Origin of the sequence: Microcystis flos-aquae FACHB-1344 (assembly GCF_014698375.1) — a bacterium.
GTDB classification, from domain to species: Bacteria; Cyanobacteriota; Cyanobacteriia; order Cyanobacteriales; family Microcystaceae; genus Microcystis; species Microcystis aeruginosa.
Genome location: NZ_JACJSW010000191.1, coordinates 11979 through 31300, shown reverse-complemented (window position 1 = coordinate 31300; position 19322 = coordinate 11979). Strand labels below are relative to the sequence as shown.

Annotated in this window: 17 protein-coding genes and 1 pseudogene; 10 read left to right on the top strand and 8 right to left on the bottom strand. The window is 44.3% G+C overall.

Going from position 1 to position 19322, the window contains the following annotated elements; all coding sequences use genetic code 11:
* Positions 1-177: 177 nt before the first annotated feature.
* Together H6G48_RS19410 and H6G48_RS19405 are read left to right on the top strand one after the other, a co-directional pair.
* Positions 178-414, top strand: a complete 237-nt coding sequence (locus tag H6G48_RS19410) for a CsbD family protein (protein ID WP_052278120.1) — start codon at positions 178-180, stop codon at positions 412-414.
* A gap of 14 nt (positions 415-428) precedes the next feature.
* Positions 429-704, top strand: a complete 276-nt coding sequence (locus H6G48_RS19405) for a GlsB/YeaQ/YmgE family stress response membrane protein (RefSeq protein ID WP_190722894.1) — start codon at positions 429-431, stop codon at positions 702-704.
* Positions 705-720: 16 nt separating this feature from the next.
* On the opposite strand, the gene pyrR is transcribed toward H6G48_RS19405, so the two are convergent.
* Positions 721-1254, bottom strand: coding sequence for a bifunctional pyr operon transcriptional regulator/uracil phosphoribosyltransferase PyrR (gene pyrR, locus H6G48_RS19400; RefSeq protein ID WP_002759497.1), 534 nt, complete (start codon positions 1252-1254; stop codon positions 721-723).
* 142 nt (positions 1255-1396) lie between these two features.
* Between pyrR and H6G48_RS19395 the strand changes: the two genes are divergently transcribed.
* The gene (locus H6G48_RS19395) at positions 1397-2794 is read left to right on the top strand and encodes an amidase (RefSeq protein ID WP_190722893.1); all 1398 of its coding nucleotides are present in this window, start codon (positions 1397-1399) and stop codon (positions 2792-2794) included.
* Here the strand turns inward: H6G48_RS19395 and H6G48_RS19390 are convergent.
* Positions 2787-4661: an ABC transporter ATP-binding protein gene (locus H6G48_RS19390; protein WP_190722892.1), complete on the bottom strand. Its 1875-nt coding sequence runs from the start codon at positions 4659-4661 to the stop codon at positions 2787-2789. The two genes, H6G48_RS19395 and H6G48_RS19390, sit on opposite strands and share 8 nt — an antisense overlap.
* Positions 4662-5198: 537 nt before the next feature.
* A complete protein-coding gene (gene metK / locus H6G48_RS19385) occupies positions 5199-6449 on the bottom strand; it encodes a methionine adenosyltransferase (protein ID WP_106909849.1) in 1251 nt (416 codons plus the stop codon).
* Between the two features lie 325 nt (positions 6450-6774).
* Here metK and pcrA point away from each other — a divergent pair, with 325 nt between their 5' ends.
* Positions 6775-9096 (top strand): DNA helicase PcrA, encoded by a 2322-nt coding sequence (gene pcrA, locus H6G48_RS19380; protein WP_190722891.1) that lies wholly within the window; start codon positions 6775-6777, stop codon positions 9094-9096.
* Between the two features lie 9 nt (positions 9097-9105).
* Here pcrA and H6G48_RS19375 read toward each other — a convergent pair whose 3' ends face one another.
* A complete protein-coding gene (locus H6G48_RS19375) occupies positions 9106-9447 on the bottom strand; it encodes a DUF5615 family PIN-like protein (protein WP_002759489.1) in 342 nt (113 codons plus the stop codon).
* Positions 9444-9677 (bottom strand): DUF433 domain-containing protein, encoded by a 234-nt coding sequence (locus H6G48_RS19370; protein ID WP_039899814.1) that lies wholly within the window; start codon positions 9675-9677, stop codon positions 9444-9446. Before H6G48_RS19370 ends, H6G48_RS19375 begins: the two co-directional genes overlap by 4 nt.
* Positions 9678-10002: 325 nt before the next feature.
* Here H6G48_RS19370 and H6G48_RS19365 point away from each other — a divergent pair, with 325 nt between their 5' ends.
* The 5 genes from H6G48_RS19365 (at position 10003) to H6G48_RS19345 (ending at position 16901) form a co-directional block, all read left to right on the top strand.
* Entirely contained in the window at positions 10003-10431 is a 429-nt protein-coding gene (locus H6G48_RS19365) for a CAAD domain-containing protein (RefSeq protein WP_002744522.1), read from the top strand.
* 928 nt (positions 10432-11359) lie between these two features.
* On the top strand, positions 11360-11671 hold the full coding sequence (gene groES, locus H6G48_RS19360) for a co-chaperone GroES (RefSeq protein WP_072926587.1): 312 nt from the start codon (positions 11360-11362) through the stop codon (positions 11669-11671).
* A gap of 46 nt (positions 11672-11717) precedes the next feature.
* A complete protein-coding gene (gene groL / locus H6G48_RS19355) occupies positions 11718-13343 on the top strand; it encodes a chaperonin GroEL (protein ID WP_002755764.1) in 1626 nt (541 codons plus the stop codon).
* Positions 13344-13737: 394 nt separating this feature from the next.
* Positions 13738-15663 carry a tetratricopeptide repeat protein gene (locus tag H6G48_RS19350; protein WP_190722890.1) on the top strand — a complete coding sequence of 642 codons (1926 nt, stop codon included), beginning with the start codon at positions 13738-13740 and terminating at the stop codon, positions 15661-15663.
* Positions 15660-16901 (top strand): hypothetical protein, encoded by a 1242-nt coding sequence (locus H6G48_RS19345; RefSeq protein ID WP_190722889.1) that lies wholly within the window; start codon positions 15660-15662, stop codon positions 16899-16901. Before H6G48_RS19350 ends, H6G48_RS19345 begins: the two co-directional genes overlap by 4 nt.
* A gap of 54 nt (positions 16902-16955) precedes the next feature.
* Here H6G48_RS19345 and H6G48_RS19340 read toward each other — a convergent pair whose 3' ends face one another.
* From H6G48_RS19340 to H6G48_RS19330, 3 genes and pseudogenes are all read right to left on the bottom strand, one after another.
* The gene (locus H6G48_RS19340; protein ID WP_002736002.1) at positions 16956-17243 is read right to left on the bottom strand and encodes a hypothetical protein; all 288 of its coding nucleotides are present in this window, start codon (positions 17241-17243) and stop codon (positions 16956-16958) included.
* Positions 17244-17350: 107 nt separating this feature from the next.
* Positions 17351-17557, bottom strand: a pseudogene (locus tag H6G48_RS19335) (type II toxin-antitoxin system HicA family toxin).
* The gene (locus tag H6G48_RS19330; protein WP_004160718.1) at positions 17554-17757 is read right to left on the bottom strand and encodes a type II toxin-antitoxin system HicB family antitoxin; all 204 of its coding nucleotides are present in this window, start codon (positions 17755-17757) and stop codon (positions 17554-17556) included. The pseudogene H6G48_RS19335 and the gene H6G48_RS19330 overlap by 4 nt, the downstream one beginning before the upstream one ends.
* A 203-nt stretch (positions 17758-17960) precedes the next feature.
* Between H6G48_RS19330 and H6G48_RS19325 the strand changes: the two genes are divergently transcribed.
* Complete coding sequence (locus H6G48_RS19325; RefSeq protein ID WP_190722888.1) at positions 17961-19238, top strand: recombinase family protein; 1278 nt, start codon at positions 17961-17963, stop codon at positions 19236-19238.
* The last annotated feature ends 84 nt before the right edge of the window (positions 19239-19322 follow it).

The following is a 19322-nucleotide window of genomic DNA, read 5'->3' as shown; positions in this document are numbered from 1 at the left end:
GCACTAACATCGGACTTTAACAGGTCAAAAGCTTTATTTTAAAAGGGTTTTACCATTATTCAGCAAGCCCTAATTATTCCCAAAAACTTAAGATTTATTTACGTTTTTAAAGGGCAGTAATTACCGCATTTGTGTTATAAAAATAACAATAACAATTTCTTGACCGAGGAAAAATTTATGAGCATCGAAGACAAAATGAAAGCGGCTGCCAAAAATGTCGAGGGGAAAGTACAATCGGCTGCTGGAGAATTAACTGGCGACGAGAAAATGAAAGCAGAAGGAGAATTAAAGCAGGTACAAGCAGCGGCAATGAACGTGGCAGCTGATGTCAAAGATAAGGCAGAAAATTTGTTGGAGGACATGAAAAACGCCGCTCAGGACGCAATCGAAAACATCAAAGACAAAATTAACTGAACGGGATTAAAATCATGATTAATGTCATTTCTTGGATAATTTTGGGCTTTATTGCTGGTGCGATCGCAAAAGCTATTTATCCTGGGCGACAGGGGGGTGGTATTGTGGCCACGACTTTGCTAGGAATTATCGGGGCTTTTGTGGGGGGAACCCTGTTAAATTTGCTTCAAACTGGCAGTTTTGCCCTAGGGAGTTCTAGCTTGAGCATACCGGGTATTTTTGTGGCTATTATCGGGGCAATCCTGTTTATTTTCCTCTGGGGATTAGTTAGCAAACTCCTTCCTCGCTAATAGTCTTAACTCCTGTTTATTTGATTAATTCCACCCCATCTTTGCCGTCAATCTCTTGTAGATAAACTTTTACCTGTTCCTCGGCTGCGGTGGGGAGTTTTTTGCCCGTAAAATCTGGGTGAATTGGTAATTCCCGATGACCACGATCAACGAGGACTAATAAGCGGATTTTTTGCGGTCTGCCATACTCAATAATAGCATTGAAAGCGGCGCGGATCGTGCGACCTTTATAGATAACATCATCGACTAAAATCACGGTTTTTCCCGTCACATCTAGGGGCATTTTGGTTTTAGCAGGAGTGCGGGTTTTAATGCGATCAAGATCGTCGCGATAGAAGGTAATATCGATCGCTCCCACGGGAACTTTTACCCCTTCTAAACTCTCAATTTGATTAGCAATTAAATTAGCTAAAGGCACTCCTCGCGTGTAGATACCGATCAAAATCAAGTTATTTAAATCGCCACTTTTTTCGATAACTTCCGAAGCCAAACGGGTAATAGTGCGACGAATTTCGTCAGCCGAGAGAATTTCAATTAACTGTGGGGTCATAATTTTCCAAGACAAGGGGGGATAGGGGATAGGGAAATTTTGACGGAAATGTACTTTTTTTTTCTTTGTCTTTTTCTTTTAAAACCATCTTGCCACTAACGAATATAATTATTTTCACTTACCTATTTTAACTCGATCGCTCATGAGTGATGAATTATTGCAAAAATCCGCCCTAGAATTAGCCCAACTGATTCGCACTAAACAAATCTCCCCCCTAGAATTAACCCATTTATACCTCGACAGAATTGAGAAATTTGACTGTCAAATTGGTAGTTTTGTCCATGTCGCCAGGGAAAGCGCCCTAGCAACCGCGAGCGCCCAAACGGAACAATTAAGTCAAATCACCGATACTGCCGAATTACCGCCTTTTTTTGGAGTTCCCACCGCCATTAAAGACTTAAATGCCGTCGCCGGAATGCCGGTTAGTTACGGAGTCGCCGCTTTACAGGGAAATATTGCCCAATACGACGAAGGAATCGTCACCAGAATGAAAATGGCGGGTTTTATCCTTCTGGGCAAAACTGCCACTTCCCAGCTAGGTTCCTTTCCCTACACCGAAAATCCGGGTTTTTTGCCGACTCGTAACCCCTTCAACCGCGATTATACCGCAGGAGGTTCCAGTGGTGGCGCGGCGGCGGCGGTAGCGGCGGGTTTCTGCCCGATTGCCCAGGGTTCCGACGGTGGCGGTTCCATTCGTACTCCGGCGGGTTGTTGCGGTTTGGTGGGGATAAAACCCAGTCGCGGGCGCGTTTCCTATGCCCCGGTGGGGGAATTTCAAAGCGGTATCGCCACTAACGGCACTCTTTCTAAGACGGTGGCAGATGGGGCGGCGCTGCTTACCGTGATTTCGGGCTATACGACGGGCGATCCCTACTGGCTACCCGATCCGCCCTTTTCTTTCCTACAAGCCACTCAGAGAGGCGTAAAACCCCTAAGAATCGCTTTTTCTACTTCCATATCCCCCTTCGGCGAAGCGGCTGCCGTCTATAAAAATGCTGTGATCGAGACGGCTAAAATTTTAGAGGGTATGGGGCATCATTTAACGGAGTATTCTCCCGATTTACAGGCTTTAATCGCTCCTTTTCGCCGTATTTGGCAAGCGGGGACGGCAGCGGCGGCAATTCCCAGGGATTTATTAAGTCCCCTTAACCAATGGTTATTGGACAATTCTGGCAGTGCGGGGGAATACCTGCAAGCGGTGCGGCAGATGCACGTTATTTCGCGGCAAATTGTGGCGATGTTTGATAATTTTGATGTCTTACTTTTGCCAATTTTTCTACATCAACCCCCCGGAATTGCTGAGTGGGAAAATTTACCACCGGAAGAAGCGGTTAATAAGATGATTGGTTGGATTGCCCCTTCTCCGATTGCTAATGCGAGTGGTTTACCTGCGATTGCTTTACCCACAGGAGTGGATAGTCAGGGTTTACCCGTGGCAATTCAGTTAGTTGGTAAACCTGCTGATGAAATCACTTTGTTAGGTTTATCGGCACAATTAGAGGCAGCTAATCCTTTAGGTTTGATGGCTAATTTTAACTAGCGATACTTTCGGTAAATTGGGGAATGGAAGCGATAAGTTTACGGGTGTAATCACTTTGGGGAGAGTTAATAATTTGGTTAGCTGTACCCATTTCCTCAATTTTACCTTTATTCATCACCATAATGCGATCGCTCATAAATCTGACGACACTTAAATCGTGGGAAATAAAGATATAAGTGAGATTAAATTCCTGCTGTAATTCTTTGAGTAAATTTAAGACTCCCGCTTGCACGGAAACATCTAAAGCAGAGACAGATTCATCACAGATAATAAACTGAGGATTTAAGGCTAAAGCGCGAGCAATACACACCCTTTGTCGTTGTCCTCCTGATAATTGATGGGGATAGCGATCAAACCAATTAGGATCAAGTTTAACTCGTTCTAATAAATATTCTACTCGTTGCCGTCGCTTTTGGGAATTGCCGCCGGTATGATGAATAACCATCGGTTCTAAAATTGCTTTACCGATGGATAAACGGGGATTCAGGGAGTTGTAGGGATTCTGAAAAACTATCTGTAATTCCCGTCGCAGTAGTCTTAATTTTGGATCGCTGGGGTTTAATTTAGCGAGATTTTCTCCTCGGAAATAGATATCTCCAGAAGTGGCAGGAATTAAGCGCAGAATTGTCCTTGCTAAGGTAGATTTTCCGCATCCCGACTCACCGACTAAACCCAGGGTTTCCCCCCGTTTAACGGCAAAACTGACCTGATCTACGGCATTAAAAAAGGTCTTTACTTGCCCGAAAACTCCCTTAACTGGAAATCTAACCGATAAATTTTCTACCGATAAAATATTCTCGTGATGTTGTAAACCTTCAATTCTGCTTTCTTCCTCTTGGAGAGTAATAAATTTAACTGCTGGTGGAGTAATTTCCTGTAATTCAATAATCTTACCTTGAGAGTCTTTTCCCACTCGTAAAAAATCGCTGACGGTGGGCAATTTTTCTGGACGAGAGTTTAAGCGTGGACGACAGGCAAGTAAACCTTTTGTGTAGGGATGTTGGGGATAATTTAATACTTCTTCTTTAGTTCCCTGTTCGACAATTTCTCCTTGATACATCACGACAATTTGATCGGCAATTTCGTTAATAACTCCTAAATCGTGGGAGATAAAAACCATTGACATTTCTCGATCGCTTTTACACAAATCTCTTAATAATCTTAATATTTCTGCTTGGACAGTCACATCTAAAGCGGTGGTTGGTTCATCGGCAATTAATAGGGTAGGATTACAAGAAATCGCCATGGCAATCATTACCCTTTGTAATTGTCCCCCCGATAATTCGTGAGGATAACGCTTGAGAATTGCCTCTTTTTGTTCCTGAATATAAGTTCTAATTTTTTCTCTGACATGACCCTTATTTTCTAAGGGAAAAGTTTCTATATACTTCTCCTCTAACTGTTCATCACTGGGTAATAAGCGCACTTCTTGCAGTAGAGAGATGGCTTGATTTTTTGCCTGTTCAGTGGTGACTTTTTGATGCAGTAAAATTGCTTCTGTGAGTTGAAACTCGATGTTATAAACTGGATTAAGAGAACTCATTGGTTCTTGGAAAATCATCGCCATTTCTCCCCCGCGATAATAACGCAATTCTTCCGGGGGAATAGATAATAAATCTACTGCTTGCATTGACTGACCTTTTGCCGGACGAAAGCAAATTTCTCCCCCGGTAATTTTTCCAGGAGAAGGAACCAATCCCATGAGTGCGAGGGAGGTGACGGATTTTCCTGAACCCGACTCCCCCACACAACCGAGAACTTGACCTTTCTGCAAGCTAAAACTAATGTTATTAACGGCGACTGTTGTTCTTTTCTGATTAGAAAATTCAACGGTGAGATGGTGAACGTCGAGAATTTTGTTATCCATAGGTCTTTAACTGGTGAAACCTAGCATCATCTTAACCTAAGTTGTCAATTTTAACTATATAGCAGTTATCTTATTGGTGAGGTGGGAAGTTTTCCTTACCCAATCAGGTTACACTTCCTCTTGATGAGAAACGCTATATTCATCTTCACTCATCAACAAATAACACTAAATCCTGTTATTAAAGAATGATTATTTATTCACCCTATTGCCTATTGCCTTTTCCATGAGTGCCTCTCCTGATATGTAGCCTATACTCAACGTATTTAGTATAACAGGTGAGCTTTTTTTAGCTACAAGAAGACCCAGAGAATAGGGAGGCTAAAGTGTTGAAAGTATCATCAATATTTAAAACTAAACCTTTTGCTGTCCGGTTATCCCATAAGAGTTAAGGATAAACACAAAGGCACAAAGAACACAAACAGAAAGACAGATTCGATTTACTGATAAATATAGCTTTTTCTGTTTAAAAACCGTCCAAAAAAGGAATAGAGCCTGAAACTCTACTCCTCAATCAAAAATTGCAGTTAATTTCTAACCCTATACTACCACAGAAGTCAAAGCTTCTTTGAGGATAGCGGCTTTATCGGTCTTTTCCCAGGGTAAATCGAGATCATTGCGGCCAAAATGACCATAAGCGGCCACATCTTGGTAAAAACGATCGCCTCTTTCCGAGGGTAAACCGCGCAGGTTAAAGGTTTGGATAATACCGGCCGGACGGAGTTCAAAGTATTTATTGATTAAGTCCAGAATCACATCATCAGCGACTTTACCGGTGCCAAAGGTTTCCACGAAGACACTCACCGGACGAGCTACCCCAATCGCATAACCCACTTGAATCTCGCACTTATCGGCCAAACCAGCAGCGACGATATTTTTGGCCACATAACGGCAAGCATAGGCCGCGGAGCGATCGACTTTGGTAGGATCCTTACCGGAGAAAGCGCCGCCACCGTGACGAGAATAGCCACCGTAGGTATCGACGATAATTTTCCGTCCCGTTAATCCCGCGTCGCCTTGGGGTCCACCAATGACGAATTTTCCGGTGGGATTAACCAGATAACGGGTATTGGCATCGGGTTTAATCTCTAAATCGCTGAAGACCGGTTGTACTACCGCTTCCCAGAGATCACTTTTAATCTTTTGTTGGACGAGATCATTATCGGTGATATCGCCGATAGTAGCATCGTGTTGGGTAGAAACAAGGATAGTATCGATACCCACGGGACGACCATCTTCATAAATAACCGATACTTGCGTTTTACCGTCGGGACGCAGATAGGACAGTTCACCCGTTTTTCTGACTGCCGCTAAACGGCGAGCGATGCGGTGGGCTAAACTGATCGGTAAGGGCATAAATTCGGGGGTTTCATTGCAAGCGAAACCGAAGACAATACCCTGGTCTCCCGCACCAATTTTATCGAGTTCATCATTGCTGAGAAGTTCGCGATTTTCCTGAGCAGCCGTGACACCCTGGGAAATATCGGGAGATTGTTCGTCTAAAGCGACTAAAACGGTGCAACTATTCGAGGAAAATCCGTTATCTGCGTTGATATAACCGATTTCAGCGATTTTACTGCGAACTAAATTGACGAAATGAACCTGCGCTTTCGAGGTGATTTCACCGGTAATCAAGACTAAACCCGTATTGACAACCACTTCAGCCGCTACACGACTGTGGTCATCTTGGGATAACAGAGCATCGAGAATAGTATCAGAAATCTGGTCACAAATTTTATCGGGATGTCCCTCCGTAACCGATTCGGAGGTGAACAAATAACGTTTAGACAAGTGATGTCCCTCACATAGTAGTACATTTGAACGCACAAAGATTCCAAGAAATCTTTGATCATACAGTGTAACAGGGAATTTGTAGAGATCGAGTATTTTCAATAAGAAACCGCCCGAACATTGTCCGGACGGAGTGTGGTGTGAGGAGTGAACGGAAACTTTCGTCTCCGCTAATTCCATTGTAGATGACAACTTAGAATCTTGAGCGATTTGAAACAAACTAGCCCAAAAAATTTTTATTTCTTGAAGGGGTTGACTAATGCCCGATCCCCGTCTCGATGATGTAGCCTGATTAATAGAGGTCGCAGAGCTATAGGGAAAGATTATGACAGTCACAGCCGATTATTTAGAACAACTCAATCCTTCCCAGCGCCTTGCTGTTGAGCATTTTTGCGGCCCCCTGTTGGTGGTTGCTGGAGCAGGATCGGGAAAAACTAGCGCTTTAACCTATCGTATCGCCCATTTGATCCGTCATCACGGGGTCGAGCCGGAAAATATTCTCGCGGTCACTTTTACCAATAAGGCGGCCCGGGAAATGAAAACTAGAATTGAAAAAACTTTTGCTCAACAGAAAGCACAGGAAAAATACGGTCAAAGATTAGAACTTTTAGAAGAATACGAACAGAAAAAACTCTTTTCTCAAGTTTATCGGAATTATACTAAAAAACTCTGGATCGGGACTTTTCACAGTCTTTGTGGTCGAATTTTGCGCTATGACATTAATAAATATCAGGATGAATATGGTCATAGTTGGCAAAGGAATTTTTCGATTATGGACGAGTCTGATGCCCAGAGTTTGGTGAAAAATATCGTCACTAAACAGATGAATTTAGACGATAAAAAATTTGATGCCCGCAATCTACGTTATGCGATTAGTAATGCTAAAAATTTAGGGTTAACTCCCGAGGATTACGCCAGAGAAAACCCTAATTTTCGGGGAAAGGTCATTTCTGAGGTTTATCAGGCTTATCAGATGCAATTGGCACAAAATAATGCCCTAGATTTTGATGATTTGATACTGGTTCCAGTCCGTCTTTTTCAGCAAAATGAATCTATTCTCGGTTATTGGCACACGCAATTTAAGCATATTTTAGTCGATGAATACCAAGACACTAACCGGATTCAGTACGAGTTAATTCGGCTTTTGTCCACCAATGGTGAAACGAAAAAAAGTGAGTGGAATTGGACGGATCGATCGATTTTTGTGGTGGGTGATGCCGACCAATCTATCTATAGTTTTCGGATGGCAGATTTTACTATTCTGCTCAATTTTCAAGCGGACTTTGGCGATGGTTTACCCGATGATGATACTCGCACGATGGTGAAACTACAGGAAAACTATCGTTCACGGGAAAATATTCTGCAAGCGGCAAATAAGTTAATTGAAAAGAATAGTCAAAGAATCGATAAAGTCCTTGTTCCCACCAGAGAAGGAGGCGAGAGTATTTATGTTTTTAAAGCCAGAGATGAACAGGAAGAAGCAGCTTTTGTTCTTGATAAAATTAGAGAATTTACCCAAGAAAACCCCGAATTAAATTGGGGTAGTTTTGCCATTCTCTACCGAATTAATGCCCAATCTCGCCCCTTTGAAGATGGGTTAATTCGCAATAATATCCCCTATAATATTGTCGGGGGATTTAAATTTTATGATCGACAGGAGATTAAAGATGCGATCGCTTATTTACGAGTGATTGCCAATCCTGCTGATACCGTTAGTTTACTGAGAATTATTAACACTCCCCGGCGCGGTATCGGTAAAACCACAATCGATAATTTGCTCAAAGCTGCCCAAGAATTAGGAGTACCTTTATGGGAAATTATCAGCGATGAAACTTCCGTTAATACTCTCGCCGGTCGTGCGACTAAAAGCATCAATAAATTAGCTAAAATTATCCAAAACCTGCAAGAAAAAATCGCTGATTTATCCGCTAGTGAAATCCTAGATAAAATCATGGAAGATTCGGGATATATCGATGAGTTAAAACAGCAGGGAACCGAGGAAGCTGATACCCGGATCGAGAATATTCAAGAATTGTATAGCGCTGTGGTACAATTCCAAGAGGAAAACGAAGAAACCAATCTCCAGGAATTTCTCGCTAGTGCTAGTTTAGCCTCGGATTTAGATAATCTTCAGGAAGGTCAAGAAAAAGTCTCGTTAATGACCCTTCATTCCGCCAAAGGTTTAGAGTTTCCTATCGTCTTTTTAGTCGGTTTAGAACAGGGCATTTTTCCCCATAATCGTAGTTTAAACGATCCCATTGCTCTTGAGGAAGAACGCCGTTTGTGTTATGTGGGAGTGACTCGGGCCAAGGAACAATTATTTTTAACCTACGCAAAAGAAAGATATGTCTGGGGGAATAAAGAGATGAAGGTAGCTTCCCAATTTTTGCAGGAATTGCCCCCAGAATTGCTCACAAGCAACCTGAAACCGAAAAAGACCCCAAAAGTGGTTGCCATGGAAAAAACTGTCTCTGATCAAAGAAAATGGCAGGTAGGCGATCGAGTGTTACACTCTACTTTTGGAGAAGGAGAAGTGACCCATATCCTCGGTACGGGCAAAAAAATGAATCTAGCGGTCAAATTTTCGGGTTTAGGTCAGAAAATCATCGATCCTCGCACCGCACCCATGCAACTTATCCACGAATAGGGAAGGACTTTAAGGAGTATTGCTAATCTCTACAATTATTGTTCCTTGCTCTAGTTGTTTCAACGCATCGGGTAAAGTAGCTGTCAGTAATCGCCGCAGATTCTGATTTGTGACATTACCACAGGTTAACCATAAAATTTGAGGAGGTGTTCCCAGACGACAAACCAAATCAATAAAGTCACTATCTTTGGTCATAATCACGGCATTTTCCGCTCGCGCTGCTGCAAATATCTCGATATCTTGAGCATCTCGAAGGGATAAGTCTCGCAGGGACGATGCTTCTAAATCAAAGGTCGCTGATAACCAGCTTGCTAGAGTTGGAGGTAGTTGAGCATCAATCCAAATTTTCATGCCGTTAGTTTAGGAAAATCCGTACACCGTGCTGCAAAAAGTAAACAAGCTTGGATATCTGCGAGTTCCAAATCGGGAAAGTCTTCTAGAATTTCAGTTATGCTCACATTCTCCGCTAACATTTCCAAAATATCCGTTACTCGAATTCGCATCCCCCGAATACAAGGACGACCACCACACTGGCCGGGTGTTTGAGTAATGCGGGTAAGCAAGCTAACTGTTGAGTCCATAGAACGCATCTCGAAGATATTTAGTCTGCATTTAATTATCTTATCTGCTAATCCTAACAACCAATCCCTAGCACCCAACTGACACCCCCTGATTCCTCAACTCCGATCGCTACCTGCTGTTAGAATAGAGAATTGCGGTCAGACTGACGATAAAATTGAGAAGCTAAATCCTTGATTCTTAATAGTTGTTGAGCAACTTTCCGCCTAGTATCGCAATTATCCGATAATATGGGCAACAGCGAGTTAGTCTATTCAGTCTGTTAAAATTGACCCCCGTTGGTCGTATTCGCGCACTGTCTAACCTTTATGATGAGGATCAGTTAATATGGAATCAATGCAACCCACCGAGACCCAAAATCCGATTAGAACGGATTTACCCGGGTCTCTGAGCAAACCCAGCAGCAGCACCGAACAGATTTGGTCTGAATATGTAGAACCAGTTTGGGATTCGGTGATGTCCTATCTGGCTAACGTCCCCGATTATATCGGTAGTTTCTTCTCTGGATACAAAAAACCTTTAATCGTTCTGGGGGCAATTTTAGCCAGTTTTGTCACCGTGAAAGTTACCCTAGCGGTTTTAGATGCGATCGATGATATTCCCCTCCTTGCTCCTATCCTACAATTAGTTGGGATCGTTTACACTGGTTGGTTTGTCTGGCGCTATCTGCTCAAAGATGAAAATCGTCGCGAGTTATTAGCCGAAATTGATGCACTAAAAGCGCAAGTTTTTGGCAGTCACAATAACACTTTATAGATAGAATCAAGCATAAAAAACAAAGGAGTTGAGTGTTTCCGCTCAACTCCTTTGTTTTTGCACAAGAGCTTATACTATAGCGTTTTTCAGTCTAGTGAGGTACAAAAGTTATGGGTTTTAGGCAAAAGGCAAGAGGCAAAAAGCAATAGGGAGAATAAATAATCAGTTTTTAATAACCAGATTTAATAGAGTTCTTGCATAATTAATTTTTGAGAGGGCAAAAATGAGAAAAATAAGCATAAATTGCCTAAAATCCCTAAATAGGGCCGGCTGAATAAATCTAAAAACCTTGTTGGATAAGACTTTTGGACTTTTTTCCCCTCAAAAAGTACCAGATATGGGAGTGATCAGGGGGAAATTCAGGGACTTTTTCCCTGAAAATTAGGTAATTGACCCCCTCAAAATCGGTAAAACCCCACACCCCACACCCCACACCCTACACCCTGCCCCTAGGAAAAACTTTTTGCCGCAAACCCTAAATAGGGCTGGCTGAATAAATGTGAAATGTAGGCATGGTAAGGGTTTTGTGGCTTTTCTTGCTCCCACAGGTGCAAGATTTTGAGAGAATCGTGCTTCAAAACCTTGCGTCTTCATCGGCCCGCGTCCTGTAGGGGCGAAGCATTCGGATAGAAAATCTACGGTTTCACCGATAGGTTATTGCCCGAATGCTTCGCCCCTACTTTTTCAGCCGACCCTAAATAGAGCATTTAATTGATTAATGCTCATTCTTAATTCTCCCGACGACTGACTCCTAACCCCACCAACAAACTTATTCAGCAAACCCTAGCTTAACACCATAGTTCGGAAACCCGTACCGATCGAGCAGTTGTCAGGGGGCCTTGTATTTCGGTAAATTAGCACTCGGAAGGTAAGAGTGCTAATCTGGAAAAGACACTTACCCAAATACAAAAGAAACGGAGGATATTCCATGGCTGCAGTCAGCATCAACGTAACTACTGTTAAACCCCTAGGCGATCGAGTTTTCGTTAAAGTTAGCCCCAGCGAAGAAAAAACCGCCGGTGGCATTTTCCTTCCCGACGCCGCGCAAGAAAAACCCCAAATCGGGGAAGTCGTGACCGTCGGCACTGGCAAACGCAACGATGACGGCAGCCGTACCCCTGTGGAAGTGGGTGTGGGTGACAAAGTTCTCTACTCCAAATATGCCGGAACCGATATCAAACTTGGTGGCGAAGAATACGTTCTCCTCTCCGAAAAAGACATTCTCGCCGTCGTTTCCTAATCATCTACCCTTGAAAACCCCTATTTTGCACGAATAACGATACATTATGGCTAAATCTATTATCTACAACGAAGATGCCCGTCGCGCCTTAGAAAAAGGCATGGATCTGCTGGCCGAAGCGGTGGCCGTCACCCTTGGCCCCAAAGGTCGTAACGTCGTCCTCGAAAAGAAATTTGGCGCGCCCCAAATCGTCAATGATGGCATCACCATCGCTAAAGAAATCGAACTGGAAGACCATATCGAGAACACTGGTGTGGCTTTAATTCGCCAAGCCGCCTCAAAAACCAACGATGTAGCGGGTGATGGTACTACTACCGCCACCGTTCTCGCTCACGCTATCGTTAAAGAAGGTTTACGCAACGTCGCCGCCGGTGCTAACCCGATTTCTCTGAAAAAAGGGATCGATAAAGCTGCCGATTTCCTCGTCAGTCAAATCGCCAAACACGCGAAACCCGTAGAAGATTCCAAAGCGATCGCACAAGTGGGCGCTATCTCTGCCGGTAACGATGATGAAGTCGGTCAAATGATCGCCTCGGCCATGGATAAAGTCGGTAAAGAAGGCGTAATTTCCCTAGAAGAAGGGAAATCGATGACCACCGAACTAGAAATCACCGAAGGGATGCGTTTTGACAAAGGTTATATCTCTCCCTACTTTGTCACCGACACCGAGCGCATGGAATGCGTTTTTGAGGATCCCGCTATTCTGATTACCGACAAAAAAATCGGTTTAGTACAGGATTTGGTTCCCATTCTCGAACAAGTGGCCCGTCAAGGCAAACCCCTAGTAATTATCGCCGAAGACATCGAAAAAGAAGCTTTGGCAACCCTAGTGGTTAACCGTCTGCGCGGTGTTCTTAACGTCACTGCGGTGAAAGCTCCTGGATTTGGCGATCGCAGAAAAGCGATGTTAGAAGATATCGCCGTCTTAACCGGTGGTCAAGTAATCAGCGAAGATGCGGGTTTAAAACTGGAAACCACTAAAATTGACAGCTTAGGTACGGCCCGCCGTATCACTATGAACAAAGATACCACCACCATCGTCGCCGAAGGCAACGACGTGGCAGTGAAAACCCGTTGTGAGCAAATTCGCCGTCAAATCGAGGAAACCGATTCTTCCTACGATAAAGAAAAACTGCAAGAACGTCTGGCTAAATTAGCCGGCGGTGTGGCAGTGATTAAAGTCGGTGCCGCTACCGAAACGGAAATGAAAGACCGCAAATTGCGCCTAGAAGACGCAATTAACGCCACTAAAGCAGCCGTAGAAGAAGGTATCGTCCCCGGGGGTGGTACTACTTTAGCTCACCTGGCTCCCCAATTGGAAACCTGGGCTAAAGAAACCCTCCAGCATGAAGAATTAACCGGTGCTTTAATCGTTTCTCGCGCCATTGCTGCCCCCTTAAAACGGATCGCTGAAAATGCCGGCCAAAACGGTGCAGTTATTGCCGAACGGGTGAAAGAAAAGCCCTTTAATGTCGGTTATAATGCCGCTACCGGTGAGTTCTCCGATATGTTTGAGGCGGGTATCGTTGACCCCGCGAAAGTGACTCGTTCTGCCCTACAAAATGCCGCTTCTATCGCCGGTATGGTTTTAACTACCGAGTGTATTGTGGTGGATAAACCGGAAAAAGAAAAATCCGCTCCTCCCGCCGGCGGTGGTGACTTCGACTATTAATAATTAGTCTATTTTTTCTCGACTCGATCGCATTTAAGCGATCGAGTTTTTTTTGATGAAAAAACATCACTTCGGGTTAGGGAAAGTACAATTTTATCCCCGGCGCTTTTTCCTTGCGGTAAAATATTGATAGCTCGATCGGGTATCCCGATTTACAGCCCGCCATGCGGAACAAATCTGGATTGTTAAGTAGGTAGGCGTTAAAAGTTGTCAGACACCCCCCTTATCAAGGGGGGCAGGGGGGATCCCCCCGCCTATCGGCACCCCCCTTATCAAGGGGGGCAGGGGGGATCCCCCCGCCTATCGGCACCCCCCTTATCAAGGGGGGCAGGGGGGATCGAACCTAAAATCCATTTTTAATTTAATTATAACCAGCTACTTAACTTATACCACGATGTCGAAAAAAGCGAAAGGATTCGGTCAGTCGCCAACTCCCACGAGAAAATTTAAGGATTTTCTCTTTGCTTTTGGGGATTTTTATCGAAAAAATTCCAGAGATGAAACGAAGCTACAGCAATTTTTAAAAGCAAATATTAATAAATTAGATGATTTACTTTTAGACGCTTTACCTTTAGTCTTCACAAGCTTAATCGCCGATAAATCAATAGACGAGCGAGAAAAAATAGCCTGCCTTTTCGAGAATTTTGCTGTCACCATTGATGTCACCATTGACAAGTTTCCGTTAGGCGATCGAGCAACAAATTTAGAATTAAGTATTATTGCTCATAATCTCAGCCTAAAAATTTACACCCGCAAGAATTTCCCCGTCGATTGGGCAAGAATCCTTAATAACCTCGCTATCGCTTGCAAAAACAGAATACTGGGCGACAGGGCTGAGAATCTAGAAAGGGCGATCAAACTGTACGAGCAAGCTTTAGAAGTTAGAACCCGCAAAAATTTCCCCGTAGATTGGGCGGGAACCCTCAATAACCTCGCTCTCGCTTACAGCGATCGAATTCGGGGTGATCGGGCTGATAATCTGGAGAAAGCGATCGAACTGTACGGGCAAGCTTTAGAAATCTATACCCGCAAGAATTTCCCCGTCGATTTGGCAAGAATCCTTAATAACCTCGCTATCGCTTACAGCGATCGAATTCGGGGCGATCGGGCTGATAATCTGGAGAAAGCGATCGAACTGTACGGGCAAGCTTTAGAAGTTAGAACCCGCAAGAATTTCCCCGTCTATTGGGCGATGACCCTCAATAACCTCGCCAGCGCTTACATTAATCGAATACTGGGCGATCGGGCGGAAAATCTAGAGAAAGCGATCGAACTGTACGGGCAAGCTTTAGAAGTTAGAACCCGCGAGAATTTCCCCGTAGATTGGGCGGGAACCCTCAATAACCTTGCCAGCGCTTACATTAATCGAATACTGGGCGATCGGGCGGAGAATCTGGAGAAAGCGATCGAACTGTACGGGCAAGCGTTAGAAGTCTATACCCGCGAGAATTTCCCCGAAAATTGGGCGATGAGTCAGCAGAATTTGGCCAATGCCTATTGCGAGCGAGTTTTAGGAGAGCGGAAGGACAATTTAGAACGGGCGATCGATCTCTACAATCAAGCCGCTCAAATCTTTACTCGCGCCGCACTTCCTGTGAGATGGGCGAAGAATAAAGGGGATTTGGCAGAAGCTTTGATGCAACGGGATAACCCCGGCGATCTCGATACTGCGATCGCTCTACTTCAAGAAGCTCTAGAAGTCTCCCCCGCAGGTTGTCAAGATTTTATTGACTCTCAATACCGATTAGGAATAGCTCTTTCTCAAAGGTACGATCGCGACAAAAATTTCGACGATCTCCGACAGGCTTTAGTAGCTTATAAAACCGCCCTAGATCTGATTAGTCCCGAACATTACGATCGAAAAGATATCTGGAAGGCGCTGCCCACTACCCAAACCATTCTCGGTAGTCGTCTGGTGCGGGATGGCGAATGGCAGCAAGGGTTACAACTATTGTTAAATAGCGTCAATCAACTTAGCACCAGTGACGATCGCCTAGCCCATGCGAACGCGCTCTACCACACCGGCCGCGCCTACGAAGTTCTGTCCGATCGAGAGAAAGCCCGTCTCTACTATCGCGATGCCCTGCGTTGGTACGAATATTTACAGGATTTACCCGGAATCGCTAAAAGTCGCACTGGATTGGGGAATGTTTTCGTATCCCAAGGACATCTAGAGAAAGGAATGGAGGAACTCGATCGAGCGAAAGCAATCTACCAACAACTACCACAGACCGATCCCGATAAAGTGGAGGAGATAGACATTATCTATCAAGCTTCTCGACGGGCGATCGAACGACAAACCAGCGAGGTATATTTATGACAAGTGCCGATGATCTTTTTAAGCAATCCTTTGACAATATCCAACGGTTAGGACTGAAGGAAATCCCCTTTACCGAAAGCCCGATCGATTTAAACAGCGATACCCTCGATCGTGTTTTTACCGGGCGAGAAAATGAATTGGGACGGGTGTTTAATCTGTTCCAAAGTCGCGAGCGTCGTCGGATTCTGGTTTCTGGTCGTTTAGGAATCGGCAAAAGTGCTTTTTTACTGGAAGTATTGTCGGTTATGCGCCGCAATCGTCCGCAAATGTTGACTACCTATATATCTCTACCCGCAGGTTTAGATATCGCCACTACAGCACTGATCGCCCTCGCTAGAGCGATGCCAAATGACGATTGGGCGCAGCGTCAACTCCATCAGATGGGAATTCCCACCGAAAAACCATTGAAAGAGCGTAGCGCTGAAATTAGCGGTAGTTTAGGAATCGGTGGTAAAATCGGCGAGAAAGATTTACCGATTACGAAATTTCAATATCCGACTGTGAGCTTCGATACATTGTTAGAGCGGGCGCAAGAAGAATATCCGCAGGGGATTCTGATCGCGATTGATGATCTAGATAAACAAAATCCTAGTGTGGTACGGCAAATGATGCACGACGCGCAGGGAATGTTAAAAGGTCGGGCTTGGTTTATGCTGACGGCCCACCCCATCGGGATGACGGGAGATTTATTAACCAGTGAACGCGGTTTATTTGACTTGCATTTGCCACTAGAAGAACTAGATGCCGATACCACATACCAGATGTTAATTAACTATCTCAAAAGTGCCAGAATTAACAACGATTGTACGGATCCGAAAGATGACAGGTGTGTACTTCCCTTTTTACCAGATGCGGCAAGACGTTTTTGTGAGGTTTCTCTCGGCAAACCCCGTTTGTTCAACCGCTTGGGAAATAAAGTACTCTCCACTGCGGCCGATCTTCAGGTTAAAACGATCACGATGGAAGTTCTCGAAAAAGGATTAAAAGCAGCCGAAAAGGATTTCCGACAACAAGCGGCCTTAAACGCCAAAGAGGAAAGAATTCGTCTGCTTTTGCAACGCAAAGGTAATATCTCCGACGATTCGATCACCATCGATGAGCTTGAAAGTTTAGGTTTTCGGGCATTTAGTGATATTTTGCCCTTTCTAGAAAGATTGGAAGAAGCTGATCTAGCTCAAAGGTTAAATCAAGAGGATGTGACGGTTTTCGAGCCGATCCTTCTCCCTCCGGCGGATTGAAGGGAAAACGAGAATACACCTGCAAAAATTGATCGCCGTTCCCAGAAAAATCCTTTAAGGATTCGGAATTGATCGCACCAGCAGAGTCAGAATACTGGTTAATACTGCCACTACCACGGGAATAATCAACGATTTTGCTCCCTTAAGGTCCGATACATCCTGAATTAAAGCGTCCTGTGTTCCCTCTACTTTTTCCAATCGCCTATCAATAATCTTGAGTTCGGTTTTCACCTCGGCCATATCTACTTTTAGATCGGTGAAATCTTTCTGTAAAGAGTCTAATTTTTCCGTGATATTTGTCAGGATAATTTCTAGGGAATTGGTGACGGGGGATTGACTCATCTGAATTTCCGGGAATATTCGATCGCCTAGTAATATTGTAGGCTGATAATCGTTATTGGTAATTCTGCGATCTTTCGGGAGTGACGGAATTACAACGATCGCATTGATCAAATATCTTCTTCAGAAAGTCCCGCTTGTTTCAAAAAATGCTTGAGTAATCCGATTTTTAAATCCTGATTTCCGTGAATCGGCACAGAGATACGGGTGGGATTATCCGGCTGACAGTAAATGTGATGGCTACCTTGAATTCTCAATAATTCCTATCCGTGACGCTCTAAAATTTTGGCGAACTTTTTCCCAGAAATCGATTTCATATCGCTATTTCTAGAATACGAGTTTTCGGATCGGTCGGCAAGGATTCCACATCTATGGATAGACAACCTTCGATCGCCTCGTGTAAATTCTCTAGTAGTTCCTCGAAAGTTTCTGCTTGGGTGGCACAGCCGGGGAGCGCCTGGACTTCCCCCCAGAAGCCACCTTCCTCCGCCTCGTGAACGATAACTTTCATTTTCATTGCTTATCTCCTAGATCGATCAATGGGAGGGATAGATAGATAAATTATCACCACCCCTAAAATCTAACATTTCTACGGGGTTGTATAAATAATCAGTCTTCAATAACTGGATTTAGTCTAAATATTGTAGGCTGTTCTTGTAGCGGTGGGGTGCGTCATTTTTTCAGCACTACAGCTTATCTATAGGAGCATCTCGGCAAAACATGAAAATTATCGCCTACACCTATACCAATCCCCTGCTTGATAGTCCCCCCGATAACTCGATTTCGACCTATTCTCCCGAACAAGTGTATCAGGATTTTGGCGATCGCTCACAACGGCAGCAACTGCTCCGCGATTGTCAAGAGACTCCCCCCCGACTGCTGATCCTGCGTCGCCTAGCAGAATTGGGAGACAATGGCACGGAAGTTAGCAAAATTTTACAATCCTTAGAAGCCCTCGACATAGATATAATTGCCCTAGAAGACCCAGATTATAAGCTGAATTTTGCCAAGATTCTGCAAGAAATATCAAAAAACGAACTAAGTAATCGTTTAAAAGCAGGCCACGCTCATAATCGTCTGCAAGCTTTGCCTCCCCCCGGAAAAGCACCCTACGGTTATCGTCGTGGCAAGGAGCGTTATATACTCGATCGCAGTACCGCGCCGGTAGTCAAAGACTTTTTTGATCGCTTTTTGATTTCCGCTTCCCTGCGTTCCACGGTGCGCTATCTAGAAAAACGCTATGGTAAGAAGATATCGGTAGCTACTGCCCATAAATGGCTGACTAATCCCGTTTATCGCGGCGATTTGTGCTATCTCGGTCAAGATATTATCCCCGATACCCACACCCCGATTATCTCCCGGGAAGAAGCGGCCCAGATCGATCGCATCCTGAGAAATAATCGCAAATTACCCCCCCGCAGTGCCAGCGCCCCGCGTTCCTTAGCGGGTTTAGTCGTCTGTAGTCAATGTCAATCGGGGATGACGATTACCAAAGTGACGGCGCGAGGAAAGGGCCTAGAATACCTCTATTTGCGACCTTTGCAATGTCCCCGGACAAAAAAATGTTCGGCGATCGCTTATGAAAAAATTCTCAATAGCACAATCGAGCGCATTTGTCAAGACCTACCACCGACGATCGCTCAGATATCTTTACCAGATTTAGAGGGGATCAAACGGGGAATGAGCGAGGAAATAGGGCAAAAAAACGATATTTTGTCGCAATTGCCCTCCCTAGAAGCGGCGGGAATTTTAGATCAAGAAACGGCTAATCTACGGGCCTATAAACTGAAAAACGAGATCGCGCAGATTCAAGGACGTTTAGACCAATTACCCCCGGATAACCTGACTATTATCGCTCGTGCCGTTGCTTTTCCGCAATTTTGGCGAGATTTATCGGAAATAGAGCGCCGTTTTTATTTTCGTGAGTTTATCCGTCGCATCGAAATCGAGAGGGAAACGGCTAATAATTGGCATTTACGTTTAATCTTCGTTTTTTAAGAGTCTGGGACAATCTTAAAGTTAGCTAAAAATTGAGGAATGTTTGAGCGATCAATGCTAAGAAAAAGGCAAACAGCGATCGAT

Bases quoted from the DNA above. Each gene is read 5' to 3' on its own strand.
- pyrR (WP_002759497.1), bottom strand. From the start codon at position 1,254: ATGACCCCACAGTTAATTGAAATTCTCTCGGCTGACGAAATTCGTCGC.
- H6G48_RS19410 (WP_052278120.1), top strand. From the start codon at position 178: ATGAGCATCGAAGACAAAATGAAAGCGGCTGCCAAAAATGTCGAGGGG.
- H6G48_RS19345 (WP_190722889.1), top strand. From the start codon at position 15,660: ATGACAAGTGCCGATGATCTTTTTAAGCAATCCTTTGACAATATCCAA.
- H6G48_RS19395 (WP_190722893.1), top strand. From the start codon at position 1,397: ATGAGTGATGAATTATTGCAAAAATCCGCCCTAGAATTAGCCCAACTG.
- H6G48_RS19405 (WP_190722894.1), top strand. From the start codon at position 429: ATGATTAATGTCATTTCTTGGATAATTTTGGGCTTTATTGCTGGTGCG.
- H6G48_RS19325 (WP_190722888.1), top strand. From the start codon at position 17,961: ATGAAAATTATCGCCTACACCTATACCAATCCCCTGCTTGATAGTCCC.
- groL (WP_002755764.1), top strand. From the start codon at position 11,718: ATGGCTAAATCTATTATCTACAACGAAGATGCCCGTCGCGCCTTAGAA.
- H6G48_RS19370 (WP_039899814.1), bottom strand. From the start codon at position 9,677: ATGGACTCAACAGTTAGCTTGCTTACCCGCATTACTCAAACACCCGGC.
- H6G48_RS19375 (WP_002759489.1), bottom strand. From the start codon at position 9,447: ATGAAAATTTGGATTGATGCTCAACTACCTCCAACTCTAGCAAGCTGG.
- pcrA (WP_190722891.1), top strand. From the start codon at position 6,775: ATGACAGTCACAGCCGATTATTTAGAACAACTCAATCCTTCCCAGCGC.
- groES (WP_072926587.1), top strand. From the start codon at position 11,360: ATGGCTGCAGTCAGCATCAACGTAACTACTGTTAAACCCCTAGGCGAT.
- H6G48_RS19340 (WP_002736002.1), bottom strand. From the start codon at position 17,243: ATGAGTCAATCCCCCGTCACCAATTCCCTAGAAATTATCCTGACAAAT.
- H6G48_RS19365 (WP_002744522.1), top strand. From the start codon at position 10,003: ATGGAATCAATGCAACCCACCGAGACCCAAAATCCGATTAGAACGGAT.
- H6G48_RS19350 (WP_190722890.1), top strand. From the start codon at position 13,738: ATGTCGAAAAAAGCGAAAGGATTCGGTCAGTCGCCAACTCCCACGAGA.
- H6G48_RS19330 (WP_004160718.1), bottom strand. From the start codon at position 17,757: ATGAAAATGAAAGTTATCGTTCACGAGGCGGAGGAAGGTGGCTTCTGG.
- H6G48_RS19390 (WP_190722892.1), bottom strand. From the start codon at position 4,661: ATGGATAACAAAATTCTCGACGTTCACCATCTCACCGTTGAATTTTCT.